General features: G+C 62.3%; 23 protein-coding genes and 1 riboswitch. Of the genes, 14 read left to right on the top strand and 9 right to left on the bottom strand.

Annotated features, from left to right (window positions below):
• Nucleotides 1-33: 33 nt before the first annotated feature.
• From CQ019_RS15400 to CQ019_RS15380, 5 genes are all read right to left on the bottom strand, one after another.
• A complete protein-coding gene (locus tag CQ019_RS15400; RefSeq protein ID WP_105570060.1) occupies nucleotides 34-1,035 on the bottom strand; it encodes a bile acid:sodium symporter family protein in 1,002 nt (333 codons plus the stop codon).
• A 67-nt stretch (nucleotides 1,036-1,102) separates the two neighbouring features.
• Complete coding sequence (locus tag CQ019_RS15395; RefSeq protein WP_105570059.1) at nucleotides 1,103-3,019, bottom strand: HNH endonuclease; 1,917 nt, start codon at nucleotides 3,017-3,019, stop codon at nucleotides 1,103-1,105.
• Between the two features lie 20 nt (nucleotides 3,020-3,039).
• Nucleotides 3,040-4,260: a cystathionine gamma-synthase gene (locus tag CQ019_RS15390; protein WP_105570058.1), complete on the bottom strand. Its 1,221-nt coding sequence runs from the start codon at nucleotides 4,258-4,260 to the stop codon at nucleotides 3,040-3,042.
• A complete protein-coding gene (locus CQ019_RS15385) occupies nucleotides 4,257-5,567 on the bottom strand; it encodes an O-acetylhomoserine aminocarboxypropyltransferase/cysteine synthase family protein (RefSeq protein ID WP_105570057.1) in 1,311 nt (436 codons plus the stop codon). The genes CQ019_RS15390 and CQ019_RS15385 overlap by 4 nt, the downstream gene beginning before the upstream one ends.
• Before the next feature lie 120 nt (nucleotides 5,568-5,687).
• Nucleotides 5,688-5,778: riboswitch (SAM riboswitch) on the bottom strand.
• Between the two features lie 238 nt (nucleotides 5,779-6,016).
• On the bottom strand, nucleotides 6,017-6,958 hold the full coding sequence (locus tag CQ019_RS15380) for a LysR family transcriptional regulator (RefSeq protein ID WP_105554158.1): 942 nt from the start codon (nucleotides 6,956-6,958) through the stop codon (nucleotides 6,017-6,019).
• 122 nt (nucleotides 6,959-7,080) lie between these two features.
• Here CQ019_RS15380 and CQ019_RS15375 point away from each other — a divergent pair, with 122 nt between their 5' ends.
• The 4 genes from CQ019_RS15375 to CQ019_RS18645 all read left to right on the top strand — a co-directional run bounded on the left by CQ019_RS15375 (nucleotide 7,081) and on the right by CQ019_RS18645 (nucleotide 11,132).
• On the top strand, nucleotides 7,081-8,073 hold the full coding sequence (locus CQ019_RS15375; protein WP_096289048.1) for a DUF1852 domain-containing protein: 993 nt from the start codon (nucleotides 7,081-7,083) through the stop codon (nucleotides 8,071-8,073).
• Between the two features lie 17 nt (nucleotides 8,074-8,090).
• Nucleotides 8,091-9,131, top strand: coding sequence for a methionine synthase (locus CQ019_RS15370; RefSeq protein WP_096289050.1), 1,041 nt, complete (start codon nucleotides 8,091-8,093; stop codon nucleotides 9,129-9,131).
• Between the two features lie 297 nt (nucleotides 9,132-9,428).
• Complete coding sequence (locus CQ019_RS15365) at nucleotides 9,429-10,001, top strand: YdeI family protein (RefSeq protein WP_096289052.1); 573 nt, start codon at nucleotides 9,429-9,431, stop codon at nucleotides 9,999-10,001.
• 186 nt (nucleotides 10,002-10,187) lie between these two features.
• On the top strand, nucleotides 10,188-11,132 hold the full coding sequence (locus CQ019_RS18645) for a hypothetical protein (protein WP_219844267.1): 945 nt from the start codon (nucleotides 10,188-10,190) through the stop codon (nucleotides 11,130-11,132).
• 106 nt (nucleotides 11,133-11,238) lie between these two features.
• Here CQ019_RS18645 and CQ019_RS15355 read toward each other — a convergent pair whose 3' ends face one another.
• Nucleotides 11,239-11,448, bottom strand: a complete 210-nt coding sequence (locus tag CQ019_RS15355) for a hypothetical protein (RefSeq protein WP_105570056.1) — start codon at nucleotides 11,446-11,448, stop codon at nucleotides 11,239-11,241.
• Between the two features lie 181 nt (nucleotides 11,449-11,629).
• Between CQ019_RS15355 and CQ019_RS15350 the strand changes: the two genes are divergently transcribed.
• Both CQ019_RS15350 and CQ019_RS15345 read left to right on the top strand, forming a co-directional pair.
• On the top strand, nucleotides 11,630-12,565 hold the full coding sequence (locus tag CQ019_RS15350) for a 2-hydroxyacid dehydrogenase (protein ID WP_141393619.1): 936 nt from the start codon (nucleotides 11,630-11,632) through the stop codon (nucleotides 12,563-12,565).
• Nucleotides 12,566-12,628: 63 nt separating this feature from the next.
• Nucleotides 12,629-14,161, top strand: coding sequence for a deoxyguanosinetriphosphate triphosphohydrolase family protein (locus CQ019_RS15345; protein ID WP_105554163.1), 1,533 nt, complete (start codon nucleotides 12,629-12,631; stop codon nucleotides 14,159-14,161).
• Nucleotides 14,162-14,182: 21 nt separating this feature from the next.
• Here the strand turns inward: CQ019_RS15345 and CQ019_RS15340 are convergent, their stop codons facing one another.
• Nucleotides 14,183-14,794 (bottom strand): maleylpyruvate isomerase family mycothiol-dependent enzyme, encoded by a 612-nt coding sequence (locus CQ019_RS15340; RefSeq protein WP_105570055.1) that lies wholly within the window; start codon nucleotides 14,792-14,794, stop codon nucleotides 14,183-14,185.
• A 283-nt stretch (nucleotides 14,795-15,077) separates the two neighbouring features.
• Here CQ019_RS15340 and CQ019_RS15335 point away from each other — a divergent pair, with 283 nt between their 5' ends.
• Complete coding sequence (locus tag CQ019_RS15335; protein ID WP_146113382.1) at nucleotides 15,078-15,506, top strand: hypothetical protein; 429 nt, start codon at nucleotides 15,078-15,080, stop codon at nucleotides 15,504-15,506.
• A gap of 96 nt (nucleotides 15,507-15,602) precedes the next feature.
• Here the strand turns inward: CQ019_RS15335 and CQ019_RS15330 are convergent, their stop codons facing one another.
• Both CQ019_RS15330 and CQ019_RS15325 read right to left on the bottom strand, forming a co-directional pair.
• A complete protein-coding gene (locus CQ019_RS15330; protein WP_096289064.1) occupies nucleotides 15,603-17,825 on the bottom strand; it encodes an NADP-dependent isocitrate dehydrogenase in 2,223 nt (740 codons plus the stop codon).
• Nucleotides 17,826-18,031: 206 nt separating this feature from the next.
• A complete protein-coding gene (locus tag CQ019_RS15325; RefSeq protein WP_096289066.1) occupies nucleotides 18,032-18,643 on the bottom strand; it encodes a TetR/AcrR family transcriptional regulator in 612 nt (203 codons plus the stop codon).
• Nucleotides 18,644-18,793: 150 nt separating this feature from the next.
• Here CQ019_RS15325 and CQ019_RS15320 point away from each other — a divergent pair, with 150 nt between their 5' ends.
• The 7 genes from CQ019_RS15320 (at nucleotide 18,794) to CQ019_RS15290 (ending at nucleotide 26,455) form a co-directional block, all read left to right on the top strand.
• Nucleotides 18,794-20,251, top strand: coding sequence for an MDR family MFS transporter (locus CQ019_RS15320; RefSeq protein WP_258134025.1), 1,458 nt, complete (start codon nucleotides 18,794-18,796; stop codon nucleotides 20,249-20,251).
• Between the two features lie 203 nt (nucleotides 20,252-20,454).
• Nucleotides 20,455-21,213, top strand: coding sequence for a LamB/YcsF family protein (locus tag CQ019_RS15315; protein WP_105570053.1), 759 nt, complete (start codon nucleotides 20,455-20,457; stop codon nucleotides 21,211-21,213).
• Entirely contained in the window at nucleotides 21,210-22,820 is a 1,611-nt protein-coding gene (locus CQ019_RS15310) for a carboxyltransferase domain-containing protein (protein ID WP_105570052.1), read from the top strand. Before CQ019_RS15315 ends, CQ019_RS15310 begins: the two co-directional genes overlap by 4 nt.
• A complete protein-coding gene (locus CQ019_RS15305; protein WP_105570051.1) occupies nucleotides 22,817-24,553 on the top strand; it encodes a biotin carboxylase N-terminal domain-containing protein in 1,737 nt (578 codons plus the stop codon). Before CQ019_RS15310 ends, CQ019_RS15305 begins: the two co-directional genes overlap by 4 nt.
• A gap of 40 nt (nucleotides 24,554-24,593) precedes the next feature.
• Entirely contained in the window at nucleotides 24,594-25,280 is a 687-nt protein-coding gene (locus CQ019_RS15300) for a GntR family transcriptional regulator (RefSeq protein WP_105570050.1), read from the top strand.
• A 7-nt stretch (nucleotides 25,281-25,287) separates the two neighbouring features.
• Nucleotides 25,288-25,731 carry an HD domain-containing protein gene (locus CQ019_RS15295; protein ID WP_105570049.1) on the top strand — a complete coding sequence of 148 codons (444 nt, stop codon included), beginning with the start codon at nucleotides 25,288-25,290 and terminating at the stop codon, nucleotides 25,729-25,731.
• Between the two features lie 208 nt (nucleotides 25,732-25,939).
• Nucleotides 25,940-26,455: a Clp protease N-terminal domain-containing protein gene (locus CQ019_RS15290; RefSeq protein WP_105570048.1), complete on the top strand. Its 516-nt coding sequence runs from the start codon at nucleotides 25,940-25,942 to the stop codon at nucleotides 26,453-26,455.
• The last annotated feature ends 63 nt before the right edge of the window (nucleotides 26,456-26,518 follow it).

Below are 26,518 nucleotides of genomic sequence, written 5' to 3'. Positions count from 1 at the left end.
GGCCGGCGCTTTTTGCGTGGTGCAGCCGTGCGGCTAGTTGACGGGCTGTTCCGCGGTGGCCAGCTGGTCATTTTTGGCGCTGCTGCGCCGCCAGTAGGCGGCAATGAGCGCGCCGGAGAGGTTGTGCCAGACGGAGAAGACCGCGCCGGGAAGCGCCGCCTCGGGGGTGAAGAAGTCCTTGGCCAGCCCCGAGGCGAGGCCGGAGTTCTGCATGCCGATCTCCACGGCCATGGTGCGGCGGCTCGCGATCGGCTGCTTGAACAGCTTCGCGGTGCCATAGCCCAGGGCGATGCCCCCGGCGTTGTGCAGGATCACCGCGAGCAGGATCAGCAGGCCCGCGCTGAAGATGGCCGCCGAGCTGCCGGCCACCACGATGACCACCACAAAGGTGATCGCGATGACCGAAACCCACGGCAGGGCCGGCAGCACCATGTTGACCAGGCGCGGCAGGATCGTGCGCAAGACGAGGCCCAGGACCACCGGAATGAGCACGATCTGCACGATGGACAGCGCCATGGTTCCCGCGGCCACCGGCAGGTATTGCCCGGCGAGCCACAGGGCCAGCAGCGGGGTGAAGATCGGCGCGAGCAGCGTCGAGACCGAGGTCATCGTCACCGAGAGGGCCACGTCGCCCTTGGCCAGGTAGGTGACCACATTCGAGGCGGTGCCGCCCGGGGCGCAACCGACCAGGATGACGCCGGCTGCCAGCGCCGGAGGCAGCGCCAACGCCATGGCGATGCCCAGGCCCAGCAGCGGCATGATGACGAATTGGGCGATGACTCCGAGGAGCACCGGCAGTGGCCTGCGCACCACGAGGGCAAAATCGGGCAAGGTGAGCGTGAGCCCCATGCCGAACATGATGACCATCAGCAGCGGATTGATCAGCTTGGAGAAGCCGGAGAAGGTTTCGGGGGTGAGCAGTGCGAGCGCGCCGCCGGCCAGCACCAGCAGCGGGAAGAGGGTGACCGCAACTTTGGCGCTGCGTTCCTCGCCGGCCTTTTCGGGCGCGGAGTGAACAGGAAGATCAGAAGGCATGGGATAATCTTGGCAAATCGATCATCGTTGCGCCAATTGTGACGGCAATTCGATCAAGCGCAGACGGTCAGGGATCGACGATTTCCACGTCCAGCTGCCCCGCGCGCCACAACCGCGTCATCCGCTGCGCCAGCTCCTCGGCTTCCAAGGCCTCCGAAGGCGTCATGAAAAACGTATTGACCCGCAGGCGCTGTTGTGGATCCAGCTCCTTGGAGAGCAGCACCATTGGCCGGCACCCCTTGATCTTCACCGCGTGGAACAATCCGCAGTGCCGCTCGATATGGTGCACCGAGCAGCCCAACTCCGAGGATTCCACATCCGTGGCTCCGCCCTTCTCCCAGGCGTCCAGATGATCCAGCTCGCACCGCTCGGCGGGCATGCTGCATCCAGGATAGGCGCACCCCCGATAGGCGGCGCGTATCGCCCGGCCCTGGGCCTTGGAAAACAACCGCTGGGTGCGTCCCAAGTCCAATGGCAGGCTCTTGCCGTTGAGCACCAACGGGTACACTCCCGCGTTGCATAACGCCGCCCGCGTTTCGCCTGCCGACAACTCGATGCCCGAGGAGGTTACGGCGAAATCCTTGCCGCGCTCGCGCATCTTCTCGTAGTCCAAGATGATGCTCACCTGCGGGGCGACCAGTCCCGGCCGCTTCCCTTTCGAACCACCCAAACCGGTGCGGTCGGCCATCAGCAGCGCCATGAAGCCGATCAGATACCGGCGTTCGGGCCGCAGCTCTTCCCACGGCGCCTGCGCCTCAGGGCCGGCACGGGCAAGATCTGGCGGGTCAACCGCGGATTCGGGAAGGTCCTCGGCATCGCGGCTCTGCGCCACCGCGGTCGAGAGCCGCGGCGCATCGGTGCCCGGGAGCGCCGGCGCTGCAGGACAGCCGCCGGGCAGATCCGCTGGGCGGCTTTCGGCTTCCGCCGCCGGAGCCGCCGGTTCTTCATCCTGGGCTGCGCTGCCGCGCTCCACGGCGTTGCCTGGCTCGTCGTTTTCCGCGGGCTCGGTGGCGTCGTTGCCGGGCTCGGCATGCGCTGGGCGGTTTTCGACGTTCTCGGCATCCGCGTCGCCTTTGGCCCAGCCGGGCATCGAATCCGAGTCGTCCCACGAGCTGCCTGGCTCCCCGGTCAGCTCGGCATCCAAATCCTTCAACGCCTCCCGGTTGCCCGCGATCGTCTTCGGATTGTTCAGCGCCTGCTGGAACGCTTCGATCTGCGCCGCCTGCGCAGGCAGCACGCGCAGCAAGTACTCCACCAGCCCGTTGCGCACCCCGAGCTTGAAAAAGCCGATTTCCGCCAGCAGCGCCTTCATCGGCCGCTTCCCGGCCTTCACCTGCGCGACCAGATCCGCCACATGCTTGCGCGCGGTTTCCGGTTCGTTCTTGATGAAGCTAACCGCTTCGGCCTGCAGCCGCGCTTTGGCGGCCTCGCCCTCGGCTCCTTGGCCCAGATCGTTGCGGGCCGCGTGGATCTTCTTCGCCGTCCCCACGACCAGGCGCGGATCTGCGGCGGGATCGGCGAACTGCTCTGCCAATTGCGGCAGCCAGGGGTCGAGGCGTTGCCCGGCTTCGTCGACCCCGGCGATCAGGCAATCGGCCTGCACCAGGCGTTCCCGCGCGGTGGTTGCGGGCACGCCCAGCCAGCCGTGCAGCAGCTCCGCGGTCGCCTTGAACTGCGTCCGGCCGGTGGTGGTCTGCCCGTGCAGTGCGTCGAGCTCTTCGGGTGCCGTCTGCGAGCCGGCGTCGGAAATCTTCTGGAGGGACTGCTGGTCCAGCTTGTGCGCTCCGCTGCGGCGCAGTGCGTCGGCCGCATGGATCTGCGCGTGGGCCACGGCCGCGGCGGCCCGCTCGGTGAGCCAGGCGAAGTAGGCGGCGTGCCCCGGGGCGGGCGTCTCGGCGGCGATGGCCTGCGTCGCGGCGGTCATCAGCGCCAGGCCCCGGGCCAGCTGGCCCAGGGCCTCTGCGGTGCTGCGGGAGTTGTCCATGGCCCCAGTGTGCGCGGCGGCTAAAGCTGCAGTGCGGGTTCCCTCGCCGGCTGTGGACAAGTGGTGCGTGCCGGGCCGGCGACGTTACGCGCGGCGGCCAACCCGAGGGAAAGATCCGCGATGAGGTCCTCGGGTTCCTCGATGCCCACCGAAAGGCGGACCAGGTTGGCCGGGATTTCCAGCTCGGTGCCGATCAGCGAGGCATGGGTCATTTCGCGCGGGTAGCAGACCAGGGATTCCACCCCGCCCAGGGAAACCGAGAGCTGGAAGTACTCCATGGATTCGGCGAAAGCGCGCGCGGCGGGTTCGCCGGTGAGCTGCAACGAGACGATGCCGCCAAAACCACGCTGCTGGCGCGCCGCAAGCTCATGGCCGGGATGGGATTCCAACCCGGGGTAATAGACCCGCGTCACCTCAGGCTGGTCATCAAGCCAGCGTGCCAGCTTAGCTGCGGAGGCGCAGTGGCGTTCCATGCGCAGTCCCAAGGTCTTCAGGCCGCGTGCGGCCAGGTAGGAATCCTGCGGGCCGGCCACCGCGCCGCCGGCGAATTGCTGGAAGCCGACGGCTTCGGCCAGCGGCTGGCCACGGAAGAGGTGATCGGCGACGATCACCGCGCCGCCGAGCACATCCGAGTGTCCCCCGATGTACTTGGTGGTGGAGTGGACCACCGCGTGGGCCCCGAAGTCCAAAGGCCGCTGCAGGTAGGGAGTGGCGAAGGTGTTGTCCACCACCAGCAGGGCGCCGTGCTCGCGGGCGATGTCCGCCCAGCCGGCAAGATCGGCGATGCCCAGCAGCGGGTTGGAGGGAGTCTCCACCCAAAGCAGCGCGGTGTTCGGGCGCACCGCTGCGCGCACCGAGTCCAGGTTGGTGATATCCACCGCGGAAGAGGTGATGCCCCATTTGCTGTGCAATTTGGAGATCAGCCGGTTGGTGCCGCCGTAGCCGTCGGCGCCCAGGATGATGTGGTCGCCCGGTTCAAGCACCGCACGCAGCAGCGCGTCTTCGGCGGCGATGCCCGAGGCGAAGGCGAACCCCGCGGCTCCGCCTTCCAGGGCGGTGAGCTGCGCTTCGAAGCCATCGCGGGTCGGGTTCGAGCCGCGGGAGTATTCGTGTCCGGAGCGCAAGACGTTGATTCCGTCCTGGATGAACGTGCTGGTTTGGTAGATCGGTGGGACCACGGCTCCGGTGTGCGGGTCTTTATGCTGGCCGGCGTGGACGGCGAGGGTGTTGAAGCCGCTCATGATGCTCCTTGGGTTTGCGGGGCCAGGGCCCGGTTTAGTGCGCTGTCCAGCGCTTGGGTGAGGTCGGCGAGCAGATCGGCGGGGTCTTCAAGCCCCACCGAAAGGCGCAGGGTGGAGGTGTTCAGGCCCGCGGCGAGAAGTTGCTCCGCGGAGAGCCGGCAGTGCGTCATGGTGGCCGGGTGGGCGACCATGGTGCGGGTATCGCCCACATTTGCGGCCAGGGAAATCAGCTGCAGCCCGTCGATCACCGGGGACACCAGCGAGGGGCGGGCCAGTTCGATGGCCAGCACGCAACCGGTGCCCTTGGGCGTGAGCTTTTTGGCCAGCTCGTGGCTCGGGTGGGCCGGCAGCGAAGGGTGGTGGATGGCCGCAATGCCCGGGTGATCTGCAAGTTCCTGGATCAGGGTGCTCACGCTGCGCTGCACGTGTGCGGCACGTACCGGCAAGGTTTCGATGCCGGTCAGAATGCCTTGGGCGCTGGCCGGGGCCAAGGCCGGCCCCAAGTCGTGCAGGAATTTGGAGCGGACCAGCATGGCGTAGGCGGCCGATCCGTGGCGTTCAAGCAGCGAGGCATTGTTCAGCCGCACTCGCGGGGCGGCGATTTGCGGCCAGCGGGTGGAATCGGAGAAATCGAACTTCCCCGAATCCACGACCACGCCGCCGAGCACCGAGCCGTGTCCGGCTAGTCCCTTGGTGGCCGAGTGCACCACAATGTCGGCGCCAAAATCCAGCGGGCGAATATTCAGCGGGGTGGCCAGCGTATTGTCGACGACCACCGGAATGTTGTGCTCGTGCCCGATCGCCGAGATGGCGGGCAGGTCCGCCACGGTGCACAGCGGGTTGGAGACGGACTCCAGGAAGAACGCCCGGGTGTCTTCTTCGATGGCCCCGGCCCAAGCTGCGGGGTCGGCCTGGTCGACAAAGCTGACCCGGATGCCGAAGTCGGAAAAGGTGTCGGTGAACAGGTCCACGGTGCCGCCGTACAGCGAGGAGGAAACCACGATGTGCTTAGGACCCTGGGTCAGGGCAAGCAGCGAGAGCGCAACGGCCGACTGCCCCGAGGCGGTGGCTACCGCTTGGGCTCCGCCTTCAAGGGCGGCCACCCGCTGTTCCAGGATGGCCACGGTGGGGTTGCCGGTGCGTGAATAGGTGAAGCCGGCCTGGCGCAACGCGAATTTTTCGATCGCTTCTGCGTGCGATTCGAACTGGTACGCTGCGCAATTGTGCAGTGGCGGCAGCATCGGGCGGAAATCTCCGCTCGGACGATACCCTGCATGGACCGCGTCGGTTCCTTGGCGTTGGCTCATAGCTCCTTCTCGTTTCTGATCCACGAGAGAGTGCACCGAACACCCGGCGTCGTACCGCCCCTCGGCCGCCCTGAGGCCACAACGGTACGAAGCATGGCGCCTTATGGCACGTTCGGAACTGCTCCATCGTTCCTGGCATTAGCACCTTTCGGTTTCCCGATGGTTGCTGCGACGTCTACGAGCCAGATCTCTCGGTCGCTCTTGATGGGTTGTTGTTCTTCCATGGTTGGACATCGGCATCCGGCGGCGCAAACGACGCCCACGCCCGCGCTTCATACAGGGGCACCTAGCTTCACATCCCGCGCCAGTCCCGTAATGGGGCCCGGCCCGCAGTCCCTTTGTGACGCGCGGCAACCGCCAGAATCCTTGAAGAACCAGGGTTTTGCGCAACTATTATGTCGCCGACGGTCCGCCAAATGACACGGTGTTACGTCTTGGGGGCCGGGGATTCAGTCCAGGACCTCAACTCCGAAGCTTGAGACGACCGAGCGCACCTCGTCCAGATAGCGCCGCGCTTGCTCGGTCAGCGGAATCGCTGCATGGTCGATCCAGCCGATCTCGATGCGCTCATCGACATCCAGCGGGATGGCGACGATGGACGGGTCCAGCTCGTCGCTGATGATGCCCGTGGAGATGGTGTACCCGCCCAGGCCGATCATGAGGTTGAAGATGGTCGCGCGGTCCGAAACCTGGATTTCGCGCTTGCTGGAGCTGGTGGAGAGCACTTCCTCGGCGAAGTAGAACGAGTTGTTCGCACCCTGGTCGAAGGTCAAGCGCGGCAGGTCTTCGAGGTCCTCGAGCGTCACCCGCGCCCGGGAGGCCAGCGGGTTGCTGCGCGAAATGAAGATGTGCGGATCGGCGAGGAACAGGGGGTGGAATACGAGCCGGGACTCGCGCAGCAGCTTGTCGATGACCTTCCGGTTGAAGTCGTTGCGATAGAGGATGCCGATGTCGCTGCGCAGGGTGCGCACGTCCTCGATGATCTGTTCGGTGCGGGTCTCGCGCAGCGAGAATTGATATTCCTCGGCCCCGCTGGCCTGAACCATCCTGACAAACGCATCCACCGAGAAGGAATAGTGCTGCGTGGAGACGCCGAGCAGGCGACGGACCGAGGGACGGCCGAGGTAGCGATGCTCAAGCAGCTCCACCTGCTCCAGAACCTGCCGGGCATAACCGAGGAATTCTGCTCCCTCGGCGGTGAGCGTCACTCCCCTGGCCGAGCGGACCAGCAAGGTGCGTCCCACGCGGGCTTCGAGCTCCTTCATCGCCGCCGACATGCTCGGCTGTGCGACGTAAATCAGGTCAGCCGCCGCGGAGATCGACCCCTCGCTGGCGACCGCGATGAAATAGCGCAACTGCTGCAGTGTCAAACCACTCGTCCCCTGAACCATAGTGCGAGTCTATATGAATCCATAGTTATATCGAGTTACCTGATATCCGCGATCTCACTGCATGATGGACGCATCGACTTACTTTCGGCCGGCCCAGGCCACTGAGCACCAGATAGGCCACCATGGCAGACGCGTTCACCTTCAGCATCAGCACCACCAAATTCGACGAAGACTACACCCCCTGTGCGAGCTCACGAGTCACGACAAACTTCGCCAACCTGGCCCGCGGGGAAAACCGCCAGGAGAACCTGCGCAACGCTCTGACGATGATCAACCGCCGCTTTAATTCCCTGGCTCACTGGGACAATCCTCAGGGCGATCGCTATGAACTCGAGCTGGAGATCATCTCCGCCAATGTGCACTTCGACTCGGCGAACGCAGCGGAGCAGTTCCCGCTGCTTGAAGTCTTAGACACCACCATCGTGGACCGAGCCACCAGCACCCGCAGCCACGGCATGGTGGGCAATAATTTCTCTTCCTATGTGCGCGATTACGACTTCAGCGTGGTGCTTCCGGCGGCCGGCAACGGCTCCGGTGCCCCTAAATTGCCTGAAGATTTTGGCGAACTTCATGGCCAGCTCTTCCAGCACTTCCTGGATTCGCAGGCTTATCGTCAGCGCTTTGCGCAACTACCCGTGGTCTGCATCAGCGTCTCCACTTCCAAAACCTACTACCGCACGGGCAACAGCCACCCGGTCCTCGGCTTGGAATACCAGCAGGATGAGAACTCCCTGACCGATGCGTACTTCGGCAAGATGGGGCTGCGCGTGCGCTATTTCATGCCACCGGGCGCCGTCGCTCCGCTGGCGTTCTACTTCCGTGGCGACTTGCTCAACGATTACACCAATCTGCAGCTGATCAGCACCATCGCCACCATGGAGACCTTCCAGAAGATCTACCGCCCCGAGATTTACAACGCAAGCTCCGCTGCACCGGCCGTCTATCGCCCAAGCTTGGGGGCACAGGATTTCGCCCCGACCAGGATCTCCTACGACCGCGAAGAGCGCACCCGGCTCGGCGCAGTGCAGGGCAAGTACACCGCGGAGCACTTCATCACCCCGAACCGCGAATTGCTGGACCAGTGGGCCGCCACTTGCCCCGCTCCCGTCGCCTGAGAACCGAAAGACACACGATGACATCAAAGCTACTTCCCACCTCCATTGTCGGCAGCCTGCCCAAGCCTTCCTGGCTGGCGAAGCCCGAAACCCTCTGGTCTGATTGGAAGCTGGAAGGCGCGCAGCTGCGCGAAGGCAAGCAGGACGCCATGCGCGCAGCGGTGCTGGAGCAGACCCGGCGCGGCATCGACATCATCAGCGACGGCGAGCAGACCCGCCAGCACTTCGTCACCACCTTCATCGAGCACCTGACCGGGGTCGATTTTGAAAAGCGCGAAACGGTGCGCATCCGCAACCGCTACGACGCGAGCGTGCCGACCGTGGTCGGTGCGGTGCGGCGTGAGAAGCCGGTGTTCGTTGAGGACGCGAAGTTCCTGCGCTCGTGCACCGACCGCCAGATCAAGTGGACCCTTCCCGGCCCGATGACCATGGTCGACACGCTGTATGACGCGCACTACCGAAGCCGCGAGAAACTGGCCTGGGAGTTCGCGGCCATCCTCAACCAGGAGGCCAGAGAACTCGAAGCAGCCGGGGTGGACATCATCCAATTCGACGAACCGGCGTTCAACGTGTTCTTCGACGAGGTCGCGGACTGGGGCGTCGCCGCGCTGGAGCGCGCCTGCCAGGGGCTGAAAGCTGAGACCGTGGCGCACATCTGCTTCGGCTACGGGATCAAGGCGAACAACGATTGGAAGGCAACTCTCGGCGCCCAGTGGCGCCACTACGAGAAGTCTTTCCCACTGCTGCAGGCCTCCTCCATCAACACCATCTCCCTGGAGTCCCACCACTCCAATGTCCCGCTCGAGGTCGTTGAGCTGGTGCGCGGCAAAAAGGTCATGCTCGGCGCCATCGATGTGGCCAGTGAAACGGTGGAAACCCCCGAAGAGGTCGCGCAGACGCTGCGCAATGCACTTGAATTCGTCGACGCGGACAAGCTGGTGCCCAGCACGAACTGCGGCATGGCACCGTTCCCCCGCGACGTCTCGCTGGCCAAGCTGAGCGCGCTCAGCGCAGGAGCCGGCATCCTGCGCGAGGAGCTGGTTGCCGCACGCGTCTGAGCTGGCGACGGCCAATTCACGGATCGGGTTAAAGGTGCATGCTGGGTCTCAGCGCCCGGCTGCGGAAGGTCCTAGCAAAGTTCTTGCATGAAGGCCGAAAACCCATCAGCCCCGGCACCAGCCGGAGGCTGATGGGTCTCGCCGTTCCAGAGCCGGGAAATAGGGCCAATCTCTGACCCGCGTGTCGGCCACCACTGGACGGAAACAATCACCATTGCAGGGACCGGTCCAGAGCAATCGTCCCGGCGCCGGATGCATCCCTAGCGGCAATCAGCAACTAGGGGCAGGATAGGTGCCATGGATCCTGACGATGCTTTGATTCTTCCCGACGTTGCCGCTTGGCGCGCATGGCTCGACGAGCACGAAGAAACCAGTGATGGGATTTGGCTGGTAGTTGCCAAAAAAGGTACAACTACTCCGACAACGCTGACTGTCACCCAAGCCCTGCCCGAGGCGCTATGCAGCGGATGGATTGATGCCATTCGTCGCAAGCGCGATGAGACGACCTTCCTCCAGCGCTACACCCCTCGGCGCAAGGCCTCTGTCTGGTCGGAGAAGAATACTGGATATGCCCAGGAGCTGATCGACCAAGGCCGCATGCGCCCGCGAGGGTATGCGGAGATCCAAAAGGCGAAGGACGATGGACGGTGGGAACGCGCGTACCAAGGCCAAGCCACCGCCCAGGTGCCGCAAGATCTCCAAGATGCGCTGGACCGCGCCCCGCTTGCTGCCAAGAATTTCGCCGCGTTGAAGTCACAGCCGCGCTATCACATCCTGCACCAGCTGATGATTGCCCGGACCGAGAAGACCCGGAGCGCGCGGCTTGCCAAGTTCCTGGCCGAGCTGGAAGCCACCGACACCGAAGGCTGAGGGGCCAGCTCCCTGTCCACGATGCGCAAAACGGTCAACGATGCTACTTCGTGCGGTTCCGCCGCCTAGGCTGATTCTCCGGGTTCTCAAGTAATCGAGCCGATGCGACCTTGCGCAAACTACGTTGATCCTAACTGTCGGTCGGACATGTCAGCATTGAGTCAGACCACTATCGAAGGATATTAATTGGACTCTCAGCTGCCTCTGCGAATACTTGAAGCCGTTGGACTGCTGCACCGCTTGGGCTATTACGGTCTGCGTGTTTTGCCCGGAATGAATGCCTCAGGTACGGCCTGGCGGATTGTTATTTTCAACGTCACGGAATGGAATTTCGAGGATGAGTTCGGCGACCCCTATAACGCGGAAGAGCGTTGCCTCTACTCCACCGCTGGCCAGAACGTCTTCAACAATGACATCCAATTTCCCGAAGACGTCAGCCATGTGAGCGTTGCGGAAGCAATTCTTGAGGCGATGCCGTCGCTCCAGCGCGGTATGCGCCAAGAGAGCGGAAACAAGCAATATACCGACTGGTACGCGATGCTTTTGTCCCAAGTTCATAGCCTGGCTGATCTCCCCGTTGCCTACGCCGACTACTTCGACGATTCACTCGGCTGGGAGCTGGGGTGGTGCAGCAGGCACCGTGTGCCGGCGCCGCCGAAGCATCTGCCTGCACCCACGCTCAGCAAACGCGCTGACAGCGACGAGCACTACGTGCTCGAGCTCTGCGATCAGGTGCTGGAGGCAAAGCGGACAGGCCAGCAAACGTTCCCCTGGCTCGTCGGCGATCCGTCAGCCAAGTATGGAAAAGTTAAGCCGCTACCGGTGGACGGTTATTGGGCTGAACTAGGAGTAGTCGTGGAATATCACGAAAGGCAGCACACCGAATCGGTGCCGTTCTTCGACGACAAAATCACGGCGAGCGGACGACGACGCGGCGAACAGCGCAGAATCTACGATGCCCGCAAAGCAGAACTCATTCCGGAGCACGACTTGAAGCTTGTCATCATTGATTTCAAGGACTTCAGCAACAAGCGCGGCAAGATCGTTCGAAAGCCTGCTGAAGATTTGAGAATCGTCGAATCGATACTCGCACAGGCTATGGAAGATCCCGCAGGAAATATCACAAGATAAAGATCGCAGAGCTACCTGCGGCACCCATCGGAACTGCAAGGCCAGGATGGCACATCCGGATCTGCGGCAACACCTTGGCACCGAGGTGCCAACGCGGCCGGCGAGGCTATTTGGTGCGGATTGCCTCGGTGATGGTGGTTCCCACGTAGAGCACGGCACCGGAGAGCAGCAGCAATCCACCGCTGATTCCACCACCTAGGATGAGGCTGGCGAGGCCAAGAACCATCACCGTGCATCCCAAATACATGAAGATCGACGAGCTGGTATTCGCCTGGGACTTGTTGGATGTTTTCACGTATTCTTCCGGCTGCGGCATGCCTAAACTCTAACATCTTGACAATCAGAAGGGTTTCATGAAGCGCCTGACTCGCCTACTCAGCGCGCGCTTCACACAAGGACAAGGCACTTGCACGGTGTGGCAAAGATGCGCAGAATAAGCTCCGAGGCTCGCACCAAAAACTTACGTCACCGGTGTGACCAGTTCGGGAGGGAACCCTTTGACTTTACGTGTGCTCGTGCCCAATGGCCGGCTGGCAATGAAACTGGATCTGCCTGGCATCACTCCGATCTACTGGCACCTCAACGACTCGAACGAAGAAGCGCCGGAAGCAGAGGTGCTGATCACCGAGCGTCCGCTGCTGGTCGAACGGCGTGCACGGGTCGCGCAGATTCCAGGGTTGCGCCACGTGCACCTGCTCTCCCTTGGCTATGAATGGGTCCTGGAACACCTGAACCCCGACGTCAGCTTGAGCAATTCCCGCGGGGCGGTGGAAGACGCCACCGCCGAGCACACGCTGGCTCTGGTTCTGGCTTCGCTGCGTGAGCTTCCGGAGGCCGGGGCTCAACAGCTCAAGCGGGATTGGAATCCGCTCTGGGGTGGCACGCTCCACGGAGCCACCGTCTTGCTCTTGGGATTCGGCGGCGTCGGACAGGAAATCCGCGACCGTCTGCTGCCCTTCAAGCCCAAGGAAGTGATCGCGGTAGCCAGCCGTGCTCGGCAACTGCCCGATGGCACACCGGTCCATGGGATCGATGAGCTGCCAGCGCTATTGCCCCAAGTACAGGTCGTGATCGTGGCTCTGCCCGATGCCCCGTCGACACGCGGACTCGTCGATGCCGAGTTCTTGGCCCATATGCCGGACCAGTCCCTGCTGGTAAATGTGGGACGTGGTCCAGTGGTCGATACCGACGCGCTGCTTGCCGAATTGCAGTCCGAGCGGCTGCGCGCGGCATTGGATGTCACCGATCCGGAACCATTGCCCGAATCCCACACCTTGTGGGCGGCCCCGAATTGCCTGATCACCCCGCATATTGCCGGAAACACGTGGATGTTCATCGATCTGTCCATGAATCTGGCCGTTGAACAGATCCAACGCATCGCCGCGGGAGTCGAGCCACTGCATGTGGTCCGCCATGCGGAGAAGCAAAATTAGCATCACCAAATTTTCCTAGCTTGCCTGCTCCCCGGGGTCCGATCACCTAGGCTGGTTCCTACGATGGATATCAGGCAGAAAACCCATGACACCGGCGGCCGGGAACGCGCGATCGACGAGGCTAACCGTACAGGTGAGGACGAGTTCCGCATCGATATCGAGCGCATTCGATTCTCCCCGTACTTCTCGCGCCTCTCGGCGGTGACCCAGGTGATTCCGCAGGCCGGTTCGGGCACCACCGTGCACAACCGGTTGACGCACTCCTTGAAGGTCTCCGCGGTGGCCCGCACCATCGCGATCCGCTTGCGCACCGCAGATGAGCCAACCCGAAAACTCGTCGCCGAGCTCGGCGGCTGCGACCCCGTGGTCGTGCAGGCGGCGGCCGCGGCCCACGATTTGGGCCACCCGCCATTCGGGCATTTGGGTGAGCAGGAATTGGATCGTGTTGCCCGCAATACCTTGGGGTTGCCCGACGGCTTCGAAGGCAACGCGCAGACCTTCCGCATCCTCACCGCGCTGGATAGCTGCGATGCCACCCCACGCGGGATGAATCTGACCCGTGCCGTACGCGGCGCGGTGCTGAAATACCCGTGGACTCGCAACGAATGGCGCACCATGGCTCCGCTCGCCCCGGAAATGCTGCCCCGCGGGGTGGGGACCGACCCGGCGGCGGGAGCCTTGAAGTACTCCGCCTACGACATCGAGGCCGCCGAAATGCGCGACGTGCTCTCGGTGTTCCCCGCCATCGGCAAATTCCAGCAGACCCTGGAAAGCTCCGTGATGGATATCGCCGACGATATCGCCTACGCGGTCCACGACCTCGACGATTTCTACCGTGCAGGGATCTTGCAGTACACCACCGTTTCGGCCGAGTTCCGTGCCTGGCTCGATCAAACGGTGCAGCTAGCTGCCATGCGCCAGGCCGACCTCGACCTGCGCAAGCCGGGCCACGCCTTGGAATCCACCTGGCGGCGCGCCTTTGCAAAAGACCCGTGGATCGCCGACGCGGAGGCCTTCCGCGCCTCGGTGCAACGCGTGGGCCATGACCTGGTCGAGGGGCTGCTGGCGGTTCCTTATGATGGCGGTCTGGAGGCGGATCGGGCGGTCACCGCTTTCACCCGACGCTGGATCGACCGGCTGCAGGAATCCGTCACGGTGGAACGCAATCCGACGATCCGCAGCGGACACGTCCGCCTCACCAAGGAGGCCTGGCACGATGTGGGCGTGCTGAAGTTCGTGCACTCGCGCTTTGTGCTGGACCGCTCGGATTTGGCCGTGTACCAGCGTGGCCAGACGCGCATCGTCAGGTCTTTGGCCGAGGGCTTCCACAGTTGGCTCAACGACGCGGAGGATGCCGCCCGTGCCCCGCGCCGGCTGCTTGATTCGGTGGAAGCCGCCACCGACGAATACCGTCAATTGCGCGCGCACTCCCCCGAGCTTTTCTTGCAGGCCGGACCGGATGAGGTGCAGCGTTTGGGCCAGGCCCGAGCGATCGTGGATTACATTGCCTCGTTCACCGATGCCCAGGCGGTCTCGCTGAATGCCTTGCTGGCAGGTACGGCGGATAACCTCTGGGAGGCCGGGCGCGGGCTGTAGCTCGCCGAAGCCATTGCCCGACTAAAGCAACTCGATGCCGGGTCCGGAGAGGCTGCCCTCGCGCGCCTCGCGGGCGGTGGCGATCATCAGCAGCTCTAGCGCCGGGCCGCGGACTTCGGGTCCGGTGCCAAAGATGACGCCCGCATCTTCGGCCACGAGGCTGACGCGTTGGGCCAGTTCCTTCGCGCCGCCAAAGGACTGGCTCGTCCGGGTCTGGTAGCGAATAGCCGCGGTGACGGCCTGCGCCGGATAGCTGCGGGTGATCCCCAAGGGCCTGCGGATATCTTCGCCATGGGCGACTTCTTCGACGAGTCGGCTGGCGAGCGGGGCCGGCGGCCCGCTCTTGCGCACAGCTACCTCGCGCAGCCGCTGCAAGGTCAGTTGCGGAGTCGCGCCCTTTTCCGCGGCGACTCCATTTGAGTTTTGCCGGTCGAAATCAAAGCGCGCCCGGAGCATGGCGAGCAGCAGCCCAGGGGTGGTGGTGCGCGCGTTGTTCACGAGATGAGCGGCGACGTCGTGAATCGTCCACCCCGAGCACATCGATGGACGCTCCCACTGCTCCGGGCTCAGGACGGACAGGTCATCGATCAGTGCCTTGCGCTCGGCATGTACTAGTTCCCAGACTTCTTGCATAGGTAGAGTCTGGCAGTTGGAGCCACGCGAAACAACACGCGTGGTGTGCCACAGCGTCGGCCAACACCTTGGAGGAAGCGTTCACTCGCCATGTGCCAGCGGGCAATCATCCCGTGCGCTCGGAGGCACAGACCATCACTTTCTTGGACAACGTATGTTCGCCGCTCAATCGGTCGGACACCGCCGGAGCTCTCTACCGTAGTTTTACTTTTAGTGGCTAGGCTAATAAGCGGCCCCTCGTGGGCTTGCTCCGAAACCAACTCAGCGAGGAATGAAATTGAAGTTGAGACCTCTCGCAGTCGTGGCTGCGGCACTTGCCGTGGCGACGCAGCTGGCTGCTTGCGATGCCACAGGTGACATACGGCGAGCTGGATCGAACGACGATGCCCCGCCGTCCTTGCAGGGCCATGAGATCGCCGTATTATCTACGGTTGTTCAGAACAATAATCAAGAAATTTCCATCGGCCGCGCTATCGCCGGCGGTCGCTATTCGATTGCGGTCCGGTGCAACGGTCAGGACCAAGCAACACACATCCCCTGGGCTGGCGGCACCGAGAACAATCGAGGCCAGCTGGAGATTCTTTGCTCGCCAGAGAGCCCGGTCAGGTACGCAGAGATCGAGCTTCCTGACTACGCCGAGGCCGTCTCATTCCAGCTTCAGCAGCTGCGCGCCAGCGAAGTGACCATCTCGATTGCCGCGGTCGAAGGCTGATCCTGGAAACTCTATGCACGAGTTCAGATACTTCAGGTTAAAACCGTGGGCACCAACTCTTTCGAGTTGGCGCCCACGGTTTTTGGCCGGCTAAGACTACTTGGTCAGCAGTTCCAGCGTCTTGTTCAGGGTGGCGCTTGGACGCATTACGGTTGAGGTCTTGGCCTCGTCCGGACGATAGTAACCAGCGATATCCACTGCCTTGCCCTGGACCTCGGCAAGCTCGGAAACGATTGCTTCCTCATTCTCGCCCAGTGCCTTGGCAACTGCGGAGAAGGCCTCAGCAAGTTGAGCGTCCTTGTCCTGCTTGGCCAGTTCTTCTGCCCAGAACTTAGCCAGGTAGAAGTGGCTGCCACGGTTGTCCAGCTGGCCAACCTTGCGCTTTGGCGACTTGTCTTCCAACAGGAAGGTGCCGGTCGCGGCATCAAGGGTGTCAGCCAGCACCTGAGCGCGGGCGTTGTCATTGGTGGTGGCCAGGTGCTCGAAGGAAGCGGCCAGGGCCAAGAACTCGCCGAGCGAATCCCAACGCAGGTGGTTTTCGTTCACCAGCTGCTGGACGTGCTTTGGAGCCGAACCACCGGCACCGGTCTCGAACAGCCCGCCGCCGGCAAGCAGCGGAACGATCGAGAGCATCTTTGCCGAGGTGCCCAGTTCCAGAATTGGGAACAGGTCGGTCAGGTAGTCGCGAAGCACGTTGCCGGTCACCGAAATGGTGTCCTCGCCACGGCGGATACGTTCGATGGTGTACTTGGTGGCCGCAATCGGATCCAGGATCTCGAGGGTCAGGCCGGCGGTATCCAGATCCTTGAGGTACTCGTTGACCTTGGTGATCAGCACCGCGTCGTGCGCGCGCTTTTCATCCAGCCAGAATACGGCCGGGGTGGCCGAGGCGCGGGCACGGTTCACGGCAAGCTTGACCCAGTCGCGGATGGCAACGTCCTTGGTCTGGCAGGCACGCCAGATGTCACCGGCGAAGACCTGGTGCTCGATGAGGACCGCGTCGTTCTCGTCCAGGATCTGGACGTGGCCGTTGGCCGCCAGTTCGAAGGTCTTGTCGTGGGAGCCGTACTCTTCGGCCTTCTGAGCCATCAGGCCAACGTTTGGCACGGTGCCCATGGTGGTTGGGTCAAAGGCGCCGTTTGCACGGCAATCCTCGATCACGGTCTGGAAGACGCCCGAGTAGGAGGAATCTGGCAGGACTGCCAAAGTCTCGGCTTCCTTGCCATCTGGGCCCCACATCTTGCCGCCGAGGCGGATCATTGCTGGCATCGAAGCATCAACGATCACATCCGAAGGGACATGCAGGTTGGTGATGCCCTTGTCGGAATCGACCATGGCAACCGCTGGGCCCTCTTCAAGTCCCTTGGCGATCAGCTTCTCCACACCGGCGCGCACGTCGTCGGAGAGCTCGTCCAGTCCGGCGATGATGGCCGCCAGGCCGTTGTTCGGGTTCAGGCCGGCTGCTGCCAGCTCGTCGCCGTAGGTCTCGAAGAGTTCGGCGAAGTACGCCTTGACGACGTGTCCGAAGATGATTGGGTCCGAAACCTTCATCATGGTGGCTTTCAGGTGTGCCGAGAAGAGCACTCCTTCTTCCTTGGCGCGGGCCACTGCGTTCTTCAGGAATTCGGACAGTGCCGCCACGTGCAGGACGGTGCCGTCGATGACTTCGCCTTCGAGGACCTTGAATGGCTTCTTCAGAACCTTGACTTCTCCGTCTTCGCCCACGAAGCGGATGGAGATGCTCTTGTCCTTGTCGATGACGACGGACTTCTCGTTCGAGGCGAAGTCATCGGCGGACATGGTGGCGACATTGGTCTTCGAGTCGGCTGCCCAGGCACCCATGGAGTGCGGGTACTTGCGTGCGTAGTTCTTCACGCTCAACGGCGCACGGCGGTCCGAGTTGCCTTCGCGCAGCACAGGGTTCACTGCCGAGCCCTTGAGCTTGTCGTAGCGTGCGCGGACGTCGGTGTCCTCATCCGAGGATGGGTTTTCCGGGTAATCCGGAAGCGCGTAGCCGGCTGCCTGGAGCTCGGCGATGGCGACCTTCAGCTGCGGGATGGAAGCCGAGATGTTCGGCAGCTTGATGATGTTTGCCTCTGGGGTCTTGGCCAAATCGCCAAGCTCTGCCAGGGCATCGGAGATGCGCTGTTCCTCGGCGAGGTAGTCCGGGAAGGTGGCGATGATGCGTCCTGCCAGCGAAATGTCGCGGGTCTCAAGTTCAACACCGGCGGTCGACGCGAAGGCCTCCACGATCGGCAGGAACGAGTGGGTTGCCAGCATCGGGGCTTCGTCGGTGTGGGTGTAAATAATCTTGGCCATAGGTGTGGCGTCTCCCTGAACGTCGTGCGGAAGCGGGCTAACCGCCCTAAACTCAACGTTCCAAACTTACCTGATTTTAGCCTGCACCACACTTTTGGGTGCCCAGATTTCCCCGGGCAGCACAGCGTTTAGCCCCGAAATGCCGGGATGAATGGCGGTAGAGCAGTTCGTCACATTTAAGTTAATGCGCAATAACTCAAAGCGGGCTATGGCGTCTTTTCGGCGCTCGGAGCGGGCAATGAAGCGATTTGCGCCAGACCCAGTACCGCCTTCTCAAAAAGTTCAGCAGGCTTTGAATCAATTCCCGCCCGTTCTTCATGGGCGAAACATTGCCACGCAACGCGCCAGGTAGTCGCCAGCATTTCGGCAAGCAGCAGGGCTTGGATCGAATCCAGCAGCTCGCGGTCAATCAACGATTGGCTCAGCGCTACGACCAGTTCCTGCTCACGCCGCGTGGCGATCATGAGCAGCTTCGGATCCTGCAGCATGAGCCTTGAGATCCTGCGGAATTCATGGTGCCTGACTTCAACGCTGAAGTGCCCGCGGCACACTTCGAGCAGTGCGTGAAAAATTTCTGCGGCGGAGCTTCCCGGGGTCATTTCGGCGGCGACGAGCGCGTTGATCAGTTCTCGCTGGCCCGGAACTATAGCGGATTCCTTGGAATCGAAATAGCGGAAGAAGGTGCGGTCCGAGATCCCTACGCGTTCGGAGATCCGCGCCACCGTGATGGCCTCTAGCCCCAAGCTTTCGACAAGGTCGAGGGTCGCGGCCTGAATCTCCCGTTTGGTCGCGGCTTTGCGTTCGTCACGAATTCCCATTGAGCTCCCCCTGTCATTCTGCGTGCATTTATCGTCCCATGACCGCACGGCGAAAACTTATTTCCTGTCACAGTCTGCCAGTTCTTCTTACGAAATTCTGTCACTCTGTGACAGAATTTGAAAGTTGACATCACCTAGAAAGAGGAATCCGTGACTTCCGAGCGCACCGAAATCAAGGCCGAGTCCGCCCCTCCGCGGCCTGAGAAACCCGAACTGACCACGAAACAGCTCACCGGAATCATCGGCGCACTGGCACTTGCCGCCTTCCTGATGATCCTCAATGAGACCGTGCTGACCGTGGCGTTGCCCGGAATCATGTCCGACATGAATATTTCGGCGGCGGCCGGCCAATGGCTCACCACCGGATTCCTGCTCACCATGTCCGTGGTCATTCCCACCACCGGCTTCCTGCTGCAGCGTTTCAGCACCCGCTCGCTGTTCATCTTCGCGCTGTCCAGCTTCTTCATCGGCACGCTGCTCGCCATCTTCGCCCCGAGCTTTGCCGTCTTGCTTGCCGCCCGAATCATCCAGGCTATTGGTACCGCGATCGTTTTGCCGTTGCTGATGACCACCACCTTGACGCTGATTCCAATGCACAAGCGCGGCGCGGTGATGGGCCTGAACTCCATCGTGATCTCCGTCGGCCCGGCAGTCGGCCCAACCGTATCCGGCGCGATCGTCCATGCTTGGGGATGGCACTACATCTTCGTCCTGATGGCCCCGCTATCGGTGATCATCCTGGCCTTGGGCATCATCTTCCTCAAGCTTCCCTCGAATACGCGCAAACTTCCCGTTGACGTGATCTCCGTGATTCTTTCCGCGCTTGCATTCGGTCTGCTGGTTTACGGAATCTCCACCATCGACAAGGCCAGCGAAAACATGCTGCTCACCGTGGCAACCTTCGCCATCGGCTTGGTCTCCCTGGCCCTATTTATCAGGCGCCAGATTCGCTTGACCCGCGAGGGCAAGGAATTGCTGAACCTCACCCCGTTCACCTCGCGAACCTTCACCTTCGCGATTCTGATGATCATGATCGCCTTCGGCACCTTGCTCGGCTCGATCATGATGGTTCCGATCATCCTCGAATCCGGCAAGGGCATCAACTCCCTGGCAATCGGCATGATGCTGCTGCCGGGCGGCCTGGCCCAGGCCATCGTTTCGCCCATCTTTGGTCGCATCTACGACAGGCACGGACCACGCCCGGTGCTGATCCCCGGTGCCATCATGCTCGCGCTGGGACAGTGGATGTACGTTTCGGTCACCACCGAGACCGAGCTATGGATGTTCATGCTCAGTCACATCGTCTTCTCGATTGGCCTGGCACTGCTCATGACCGGCTTGATGTCTTCGGCCATGGCCTCGGTGAATCCACGCCTCTACGGCCACGGCTCGGCCATCTTCAACACCGGCCAGCAGCTCGGCGGTGCCATCGGCACCACCATCTTCATCACCGTGCTGACGGCGCTCTCAAACGCCAAGCTCCAAGAGGGCGCCGAGCTTGCCGAAGCCTTGTTTGCCGGCGCCCACGCTGCCTTCATCGTTGGTGCGTTGCTCGGCACGGCCGGCGTGGTGCTTTCCTTCTTCGTGAAGGTTGAAAAGCGCGGCTAGCCACGATTGCCCGAAGCGCGGGCAAAATTACGCGGGGTTCAGCAGCCAGTGGCTGCGGAACCCCGCGCTCTTTTAACGATTGCCTTCACTTCGGCCGCACCCCGCCCCGCACAGCAAATTTACGATCCAGTCAAAAGATTGTTGAACAATCTCTATTTTTGGTGCATGCTTAGATAAACGGCACAGCGAGACGGGGATCACAAATGACATGCATCGACCTGAATTCCGACGTAGGCGAATCTTTTGGCAATTGGGTTATGGGCGACGATGCGGCCATTTTCAGATCCGTCTCCTCGGCCAACGTAGCTTGCGGCTTCCATGCAGGGGACCCCACCGGCATTGCGCAGACCTGCCGCGCTGCAGTCTCTGCGGGCGTCACCATCGGTGCACATGTCGGCTATCGCGATCTTGCCGGGTTCGGACGTCGATTCCTCGACTGCTCCGCTACCGAACTCGCCGATGACGTGCTCTACCAGCTGGGCGCACTGCAGAGCTTGGCCCGAGCTGCGGGATCCAGCATCAAGTATGTCAAGCCGCACGGCGCCCTCTACAACACCATCGTGCACCATGAGGCCCACGCTCAAGCCGTCGTCGACGCCGTTAAGGCGTTCGGCGACGATCTTCCGGTGCTGCTCTTGCCCGGTTCGGTGGCACTGGCCAAGGCCGAGGCCGCCGGGCTGCGTCCGGTCGCCGAAGCCTTTGCCGACCGCAATTACACCCCCGAGGGCACCCTGGTCTCGCGCCGCGAGGCGAACGCCGTGCTCCACGACTCCGTGCTGGTCACCGAAAACATGATCCGCCTGGCCACCGAGGGGACCATCAAGGCGGTGGACGGTTCGATTATCCAGATGCCAGCCGAGTCGATCTGCGTGCACGGCGATACCGCAGGATCGGTCGCGATGGCGGCCGCGGTTCGCGCCGGACTTGAATCGGCCGGCGTGCAGATCAAGAGCTTCGCATGAGCATCACCGCGGTACACGCCGCCGGAAGCCACGATGTGCTCGTCGAATTGGATGATCTCGAATCCGTCCTTTCCCTCGACGCCCTGTTGCAGGCCCAACCGTTGCCTGGGCAACGCGACGTCCTAGCTGCCGCCGCGACGCTCATGGTGAAATTCGAAAACGTCGAACAGGCCCGGCAGGCCAGGCAGCTGTTGCCCAAGCTGACATTGAACACGGCAGCGGCAACTACGGGCAAACTTGTCACCATCGAGGTCTATTACGACGGTGCGGATCTGGAAACCGTCGGGGAGCTCACCGGCCTTGGGGCCCAGGGAGTTATCAACGCGCATACCGGCCAGCAGTGGCGTGCGACGTTCGGCGGATTCGCGCCCGGTTTCGCCTATCTTCTGGGAGAAAACACCGACCTGCAGGTTCCCCGCCGCGAGAGCCCCCGTACCCAGGTGCCCACCGGTTCCGTGGCCCTCGCCGGTGAGTACTCGGCCGTTTACCCACGCCAGTCCCCCGGCGGATGGCAACTGATCGGCCATACCAATGTCGCGCTGTGGGATCTGGGTCGAGAAAATCCGGCGCTCATCCGCCCGCAGGACCGTGTGCAGTTTATTGCCTCACGCCAAGCGCTGACCGTGAAAACGGCGGCCTCGGCCGCTACCGAAACCGAAGCTCCAACGGGTACCGGATTGGCCATTCTCGATTCGGGTTTGCAGAGCCTGCTCCAGGACACCGGCCGGCAGGGCTTTGGCGGGCTCGGCGTACCGGCCAGCGGCGCCGCCGATCTCGCCTCCTTGCATCAGGCAAATCGGCTGGTTGGAAATACGGCCGATTCTGCCTGCATCGAAAACCTGACCGGTCGGATGAGCCTGCTCGCCCACGGCGACCAGGTCCTTGCGGTGTGCGGAGCCGAAGCGAGGCTGGTCATCACTCCGGCGGCCGGCGACGACCTCCGTGCCGAACGCGAGGTTTGCATGGACGCGCCCTTCGCCCTGCTGGACGGCGAGCGCCTGGATCTGGAGCCCACCGGGAACGGATTGCGCAGCTACCTTTCGATTCGAGGCAAGATCCAGCTGCCCCGAATTCTGGGTTCGCTGTCCACCGACACGCTCTCCGGGGTGGGTCCGGCTCCACTGATGGATGGAAGCTTCCTGCCGGTATCGCTGCCGGAGAACCTGCAAATCGTGGGACAGGGCGAACCGAGCACCCTGCCCCGGCCAGATGCCGAGGGCTGCTATGTTCTGCGCGTCCAGGCTGGCCCGCGCGATGACTGGTTCGGCCCCGCCGGACTGGCGAAACTACTGGACCAGCGCTGGCTGGTCACCAGCGAGTCCAACCGCATCGGCGTGCGGCTGGGCGCGGAAGGGGACGCCAGCGCGCTTGAACGCGTTCGGTCCGGCGAGCTTTCCAGCGAAGGCGTCGCGCTCGGCTCCTTGCAGGTACCTCCCTCGGGATTGCCAGTGCTGTTCCTGGCCGATCACCCGGTCACCGGCGGCTACCCGGTGATCGCCACGGTCATCGCCGAGGATCTATCCGCCGCGGCACAGTTGCCGCCAGGCTCACAGCTTCGTTTTGAACTTTCCGAATCCACCCCAAGCACCGAAGGATCCCAGGCATGAAAAAGGTCTTGATCGCCAACCGCGGCGAAATCGCTGTTCGTATTGCCCGCGCCGCAGCCGACGCCAATTTGGTATCGGTTGCCGTCTATTCCGATCCCGATGCGGATGCCCTGCATGTGCGCCGGGCCGATGAAGCCTACGCGCTGGGTGGGACTTCGAGTGCCGAAACCTATCTGGATATTTCCAAGATCATCGCCGTTGCCAACCGCTCCGGGGCCGACGCGGTCCACCCGGGCTATGGGTTCCTTTCGGAGAACGCCGGCTTTGCCCGCGCAGTCATCGAGGCCGGGCTGATCTGGATCGGCCCAACCCCTGAAGCTATTGAGCTATTGGGCAATAAGGTGACGGCGCGCGAAATTGCGGTACGCGCCGGTGCCCCGCTGGTGCCCGGTACCGATGCACCAGCGGCCGACGCATCCGAGGTGCGCGCCTTCGCCGAGAAGCATGGCGTGCCGGTAGCCATCAAGGCGGCGTTCGGAGGCGGCGGACGCGGGTTGAAGGTTGCGCGCACCATGGAAGAAATCGAGGATGCCTTCGAATCGGCGGTCCGTGAAGCCACCGTCGCCTTCGGCCGCGGCGAGTGCTTTGTGGAGCGATTCCTGGACAAGCCGCGCCACGTCGAGGCACAGGTTCTCGCCGATACGCACGGCAATGTCATCGTGGTGGGTACTCGCGATTGCTCGTTGCAGCGCCGTCACCAGAAACTCGTCGAAGAAGCGCCAGCCCCATTCCTCTCGGATGAGCAGCGTGCCAAGATCCACGAGTCGGCCAAGGCCATATGCCGGGAGGCAGGCTACGTAGGCGCAGGAACCGTCGAATACCTGGTTGCGCCGGACGGACTCATCTCCTTCCTGGAAGTTAATACCCGTTTGCAGGTTGAGCATCCCGTTAGCGAGGAGACTGCCGGAGTGGACCTGGTCATCGAACAGTTCCGGATCGCCGAGGGCAAAGAACTGTCTTTGAAGGAAGATCCGCAGCCGGTAGGCCATGCCTTCGAATTCCGCATCAACGCCGAAGATCCGGCCCGTGGTTTCCTGCCCGGCCCGGGGACCGTGACCCGGTTCGAGGTCCCTACCGGCTCCGGAATTCGTGTCGATGCCGGGGTGCGCAGCAACTCGAATATTCCCGGGCAATATGATTCGCTGATGGCTAAGCTGATCGTGCATGGTGCGACTCGCGAGCAGGCTCTGCGCCGCGCCCAGGTGGCTCTGGCGGAGTTCACCATCGAGGGTGTTCCCACGGTTTTGCCCTTCCACCGGGCCGTCGCCAAGCATCCAGACTTCACCGCCGAGCAAGGCTTTAAGGTCTACACCACTTGGATCGAATCGGACTTCGCCGAGGAACTGGCAAATAGCGAGGAAATCGCCACCACGTCCGTCGGCGGTGAGCGTGAAGTGCTCACCATCGATCTAGACGGCAAGGCGATGGCGTTGGGCCTGCCTGCCGCGCTGGTGCACGCCATCCGCCACGGTGGTTCCGCCTCGGATGGGGCAGGCGGAGGCGAGGCTTCGGTGGTCGACGCCGACGCACTGCTGTCCCCCATGTCCGGAAATCTGGTCTCTTTCTCGGTCGAGGACGGAACCCCGGTGGCCAAAGGCCAGACGGTGGCAGTCTTGGAAGCAATGAAAATGGAATCACCGGTCATCGCGCATCGCGATGGAGTCTTCACCGCGGCATCGTTTAACCCGGGACAGGCAATTAATCGTGGTGAGTCATTGGGAAGCATCGCTTAGCCAATGCGGGATTCTGCGAAGCACTGGCTAGATTAGAGGAATGAGCGTGAACGAGATCTACACTTCGATTCCACTGGGCAGCGGATCCACCCATGCGCATACCAGCACCTGGGTGGCCTCGACGTTGCGCCAAGAAATCGCCCAGGGGCGGCTGTTGCCAGGCTCTAAGCTGTCGGAGCAGGCGCTGGCCGACGCGCTGGGAGTCTCACGTAATACCCTCCGCGAGGGGTTCACGCTCTTGGACAGTGAATTGATCATCACGCGAATTCCAAACCGTGGAGTGTTCGTGTCGTCCCCGGGTGCCGCAGACATCCGTGAGATCTACGCGGTGCGTCGCACCATCGAACCCGCAGCGCTTGCGTGGGGGCCCGCTTTGGATGTCCCGGCACTGGCCCAGGCGATCGTCGAGGCGCGCGCCGCGGCCAAAGCGCAGGACGTTCCGGGCATGGCTGATGCCAATCAACGCTTTCATGAGTCCGTGGTGCGAGCCACCGGGAGCGTTCACTTGCTCGAACTCATGGGCCGAATTCTCGCCAAAATGCGCTTGGTCTTCCATTCGATGAGTGATGCCCCAGATTTCCATTCGCACTATGTGGAACGAAACGCTGCACTTGTTGCATTGCTGGCCTCCGGCCAACGGAACGAAGCAGCCCAAACCCTACTGGGCTACCTGGATACCGCGGAAGCCGAACTTCTCGACCATTACGAGTCATCTCAAAAGATCTAGGAGCGCTATGCCTGAGTCTTCTTTGCCTGCATTGGCCGAAACGATTGCACGTCGAGCCCACGAAGGGCAAAACGATAAGTCAGGCGCGGATTACATTACGCATCCTGCTCGCGTGGCGGCCAACGTTAGTGAACAAGGCGGTAGCGAAGAGGCCGTCGCAGTGGCCTGGCTACACGACGTCCTTGAAGATTGCGCGGTCACTTCCTCGGATCTTCTGTCTGCTGGGATCCCGCAGCGGGTCATCGATGCCATCGAATCGGTGACCAAACGTGAAGGGGAACAAATCGAAGATTATTGTGCCCGGGTCCGGGCAAACCCCATCGGACTCATGGTCAAGTACGCCGACCTCGCGGACAATACCTCCCCGGAACGCACTGCGCTGCTTGAGGACGCGGTACGAACCCGGTTGGCGGAAAAGTACGCGTACGTCCACTCATTGCTGGCGAGCTAAGTGCGTCTGCGCCTGGTCGTCCAGTCCTGAGGTATACCAGGTTATGGGACCGGCATAGCCGGTCGTAGATTAATGTCCGGGCTGTGCCGATGACTTGGTGTGCGGAAATCGCTAACCAAAAACTGTCCTCAATACGGTTGCAGAGGCCCCTAGCCGTGCTCGCGAATACGCTGTGTCGTTGAAAATCTGCACGGCATTTTCTCTTCACATGATCCGTGAAGCGCGTAGCATCGAAGTACTAGGTGGGAAGGACCGTGCCGACATGTTTGAGAAATTCACCGATCGAGCACGGCTTGTCGTTGTCTTGGCACAGCAAGAAGCCACTGCTCGAAACGACGACCATTTAGGCACGGAGCATTTCCTGCTCGCTCTGGTGCGAGAACCTGATGGTATTCCTGCCAAAACTTTTGAGGCCCTGAACATCTCCTACGAAAATGTGCGCGAGCAGGTCAACGCGTTGGCAGGCAACGAGAAGTCCGGAATTACTGGCGAGCTGCCGATCACCAAGCATGTAAAGAAGCTCTTAGAGCTATCGCTGCACGAGGCCAAAGAGCTAGGCCATGACTTGGTCGACACCGAGCATCTCTTATTGGGGCTGCTTCGCGGTAGCGAAGGCATCGCGTCCAAAGCCTTCAAAAGGTTGGGAACCACTCCCAACCGAATTCGCCAGGAACTCATTAGGCTCTGGTCTGGTAATTCTGGTGAATCTCAAACCGGCAGCTAAGCCGGTCCTTCCAGCACTTGGGTGATCGCCACCTCATCATGCCTTGGGCCCAGCGTTCTGTTT

Origin of the sequence: Arthrobacter sp. MYb229 (assembly GCF_002975405.1) — a bacterium.
Lineage (GTDB): Bacteria > Actinomycetota > Actinomycetes > Actinomycetales > Micrococcaceae > Glutamicibacter.
The sequence above is the reverse complement of the archived record's forward strand: the minus strand, read 5'-3'. Positions and strand labels throughout refer to the sequence as shown.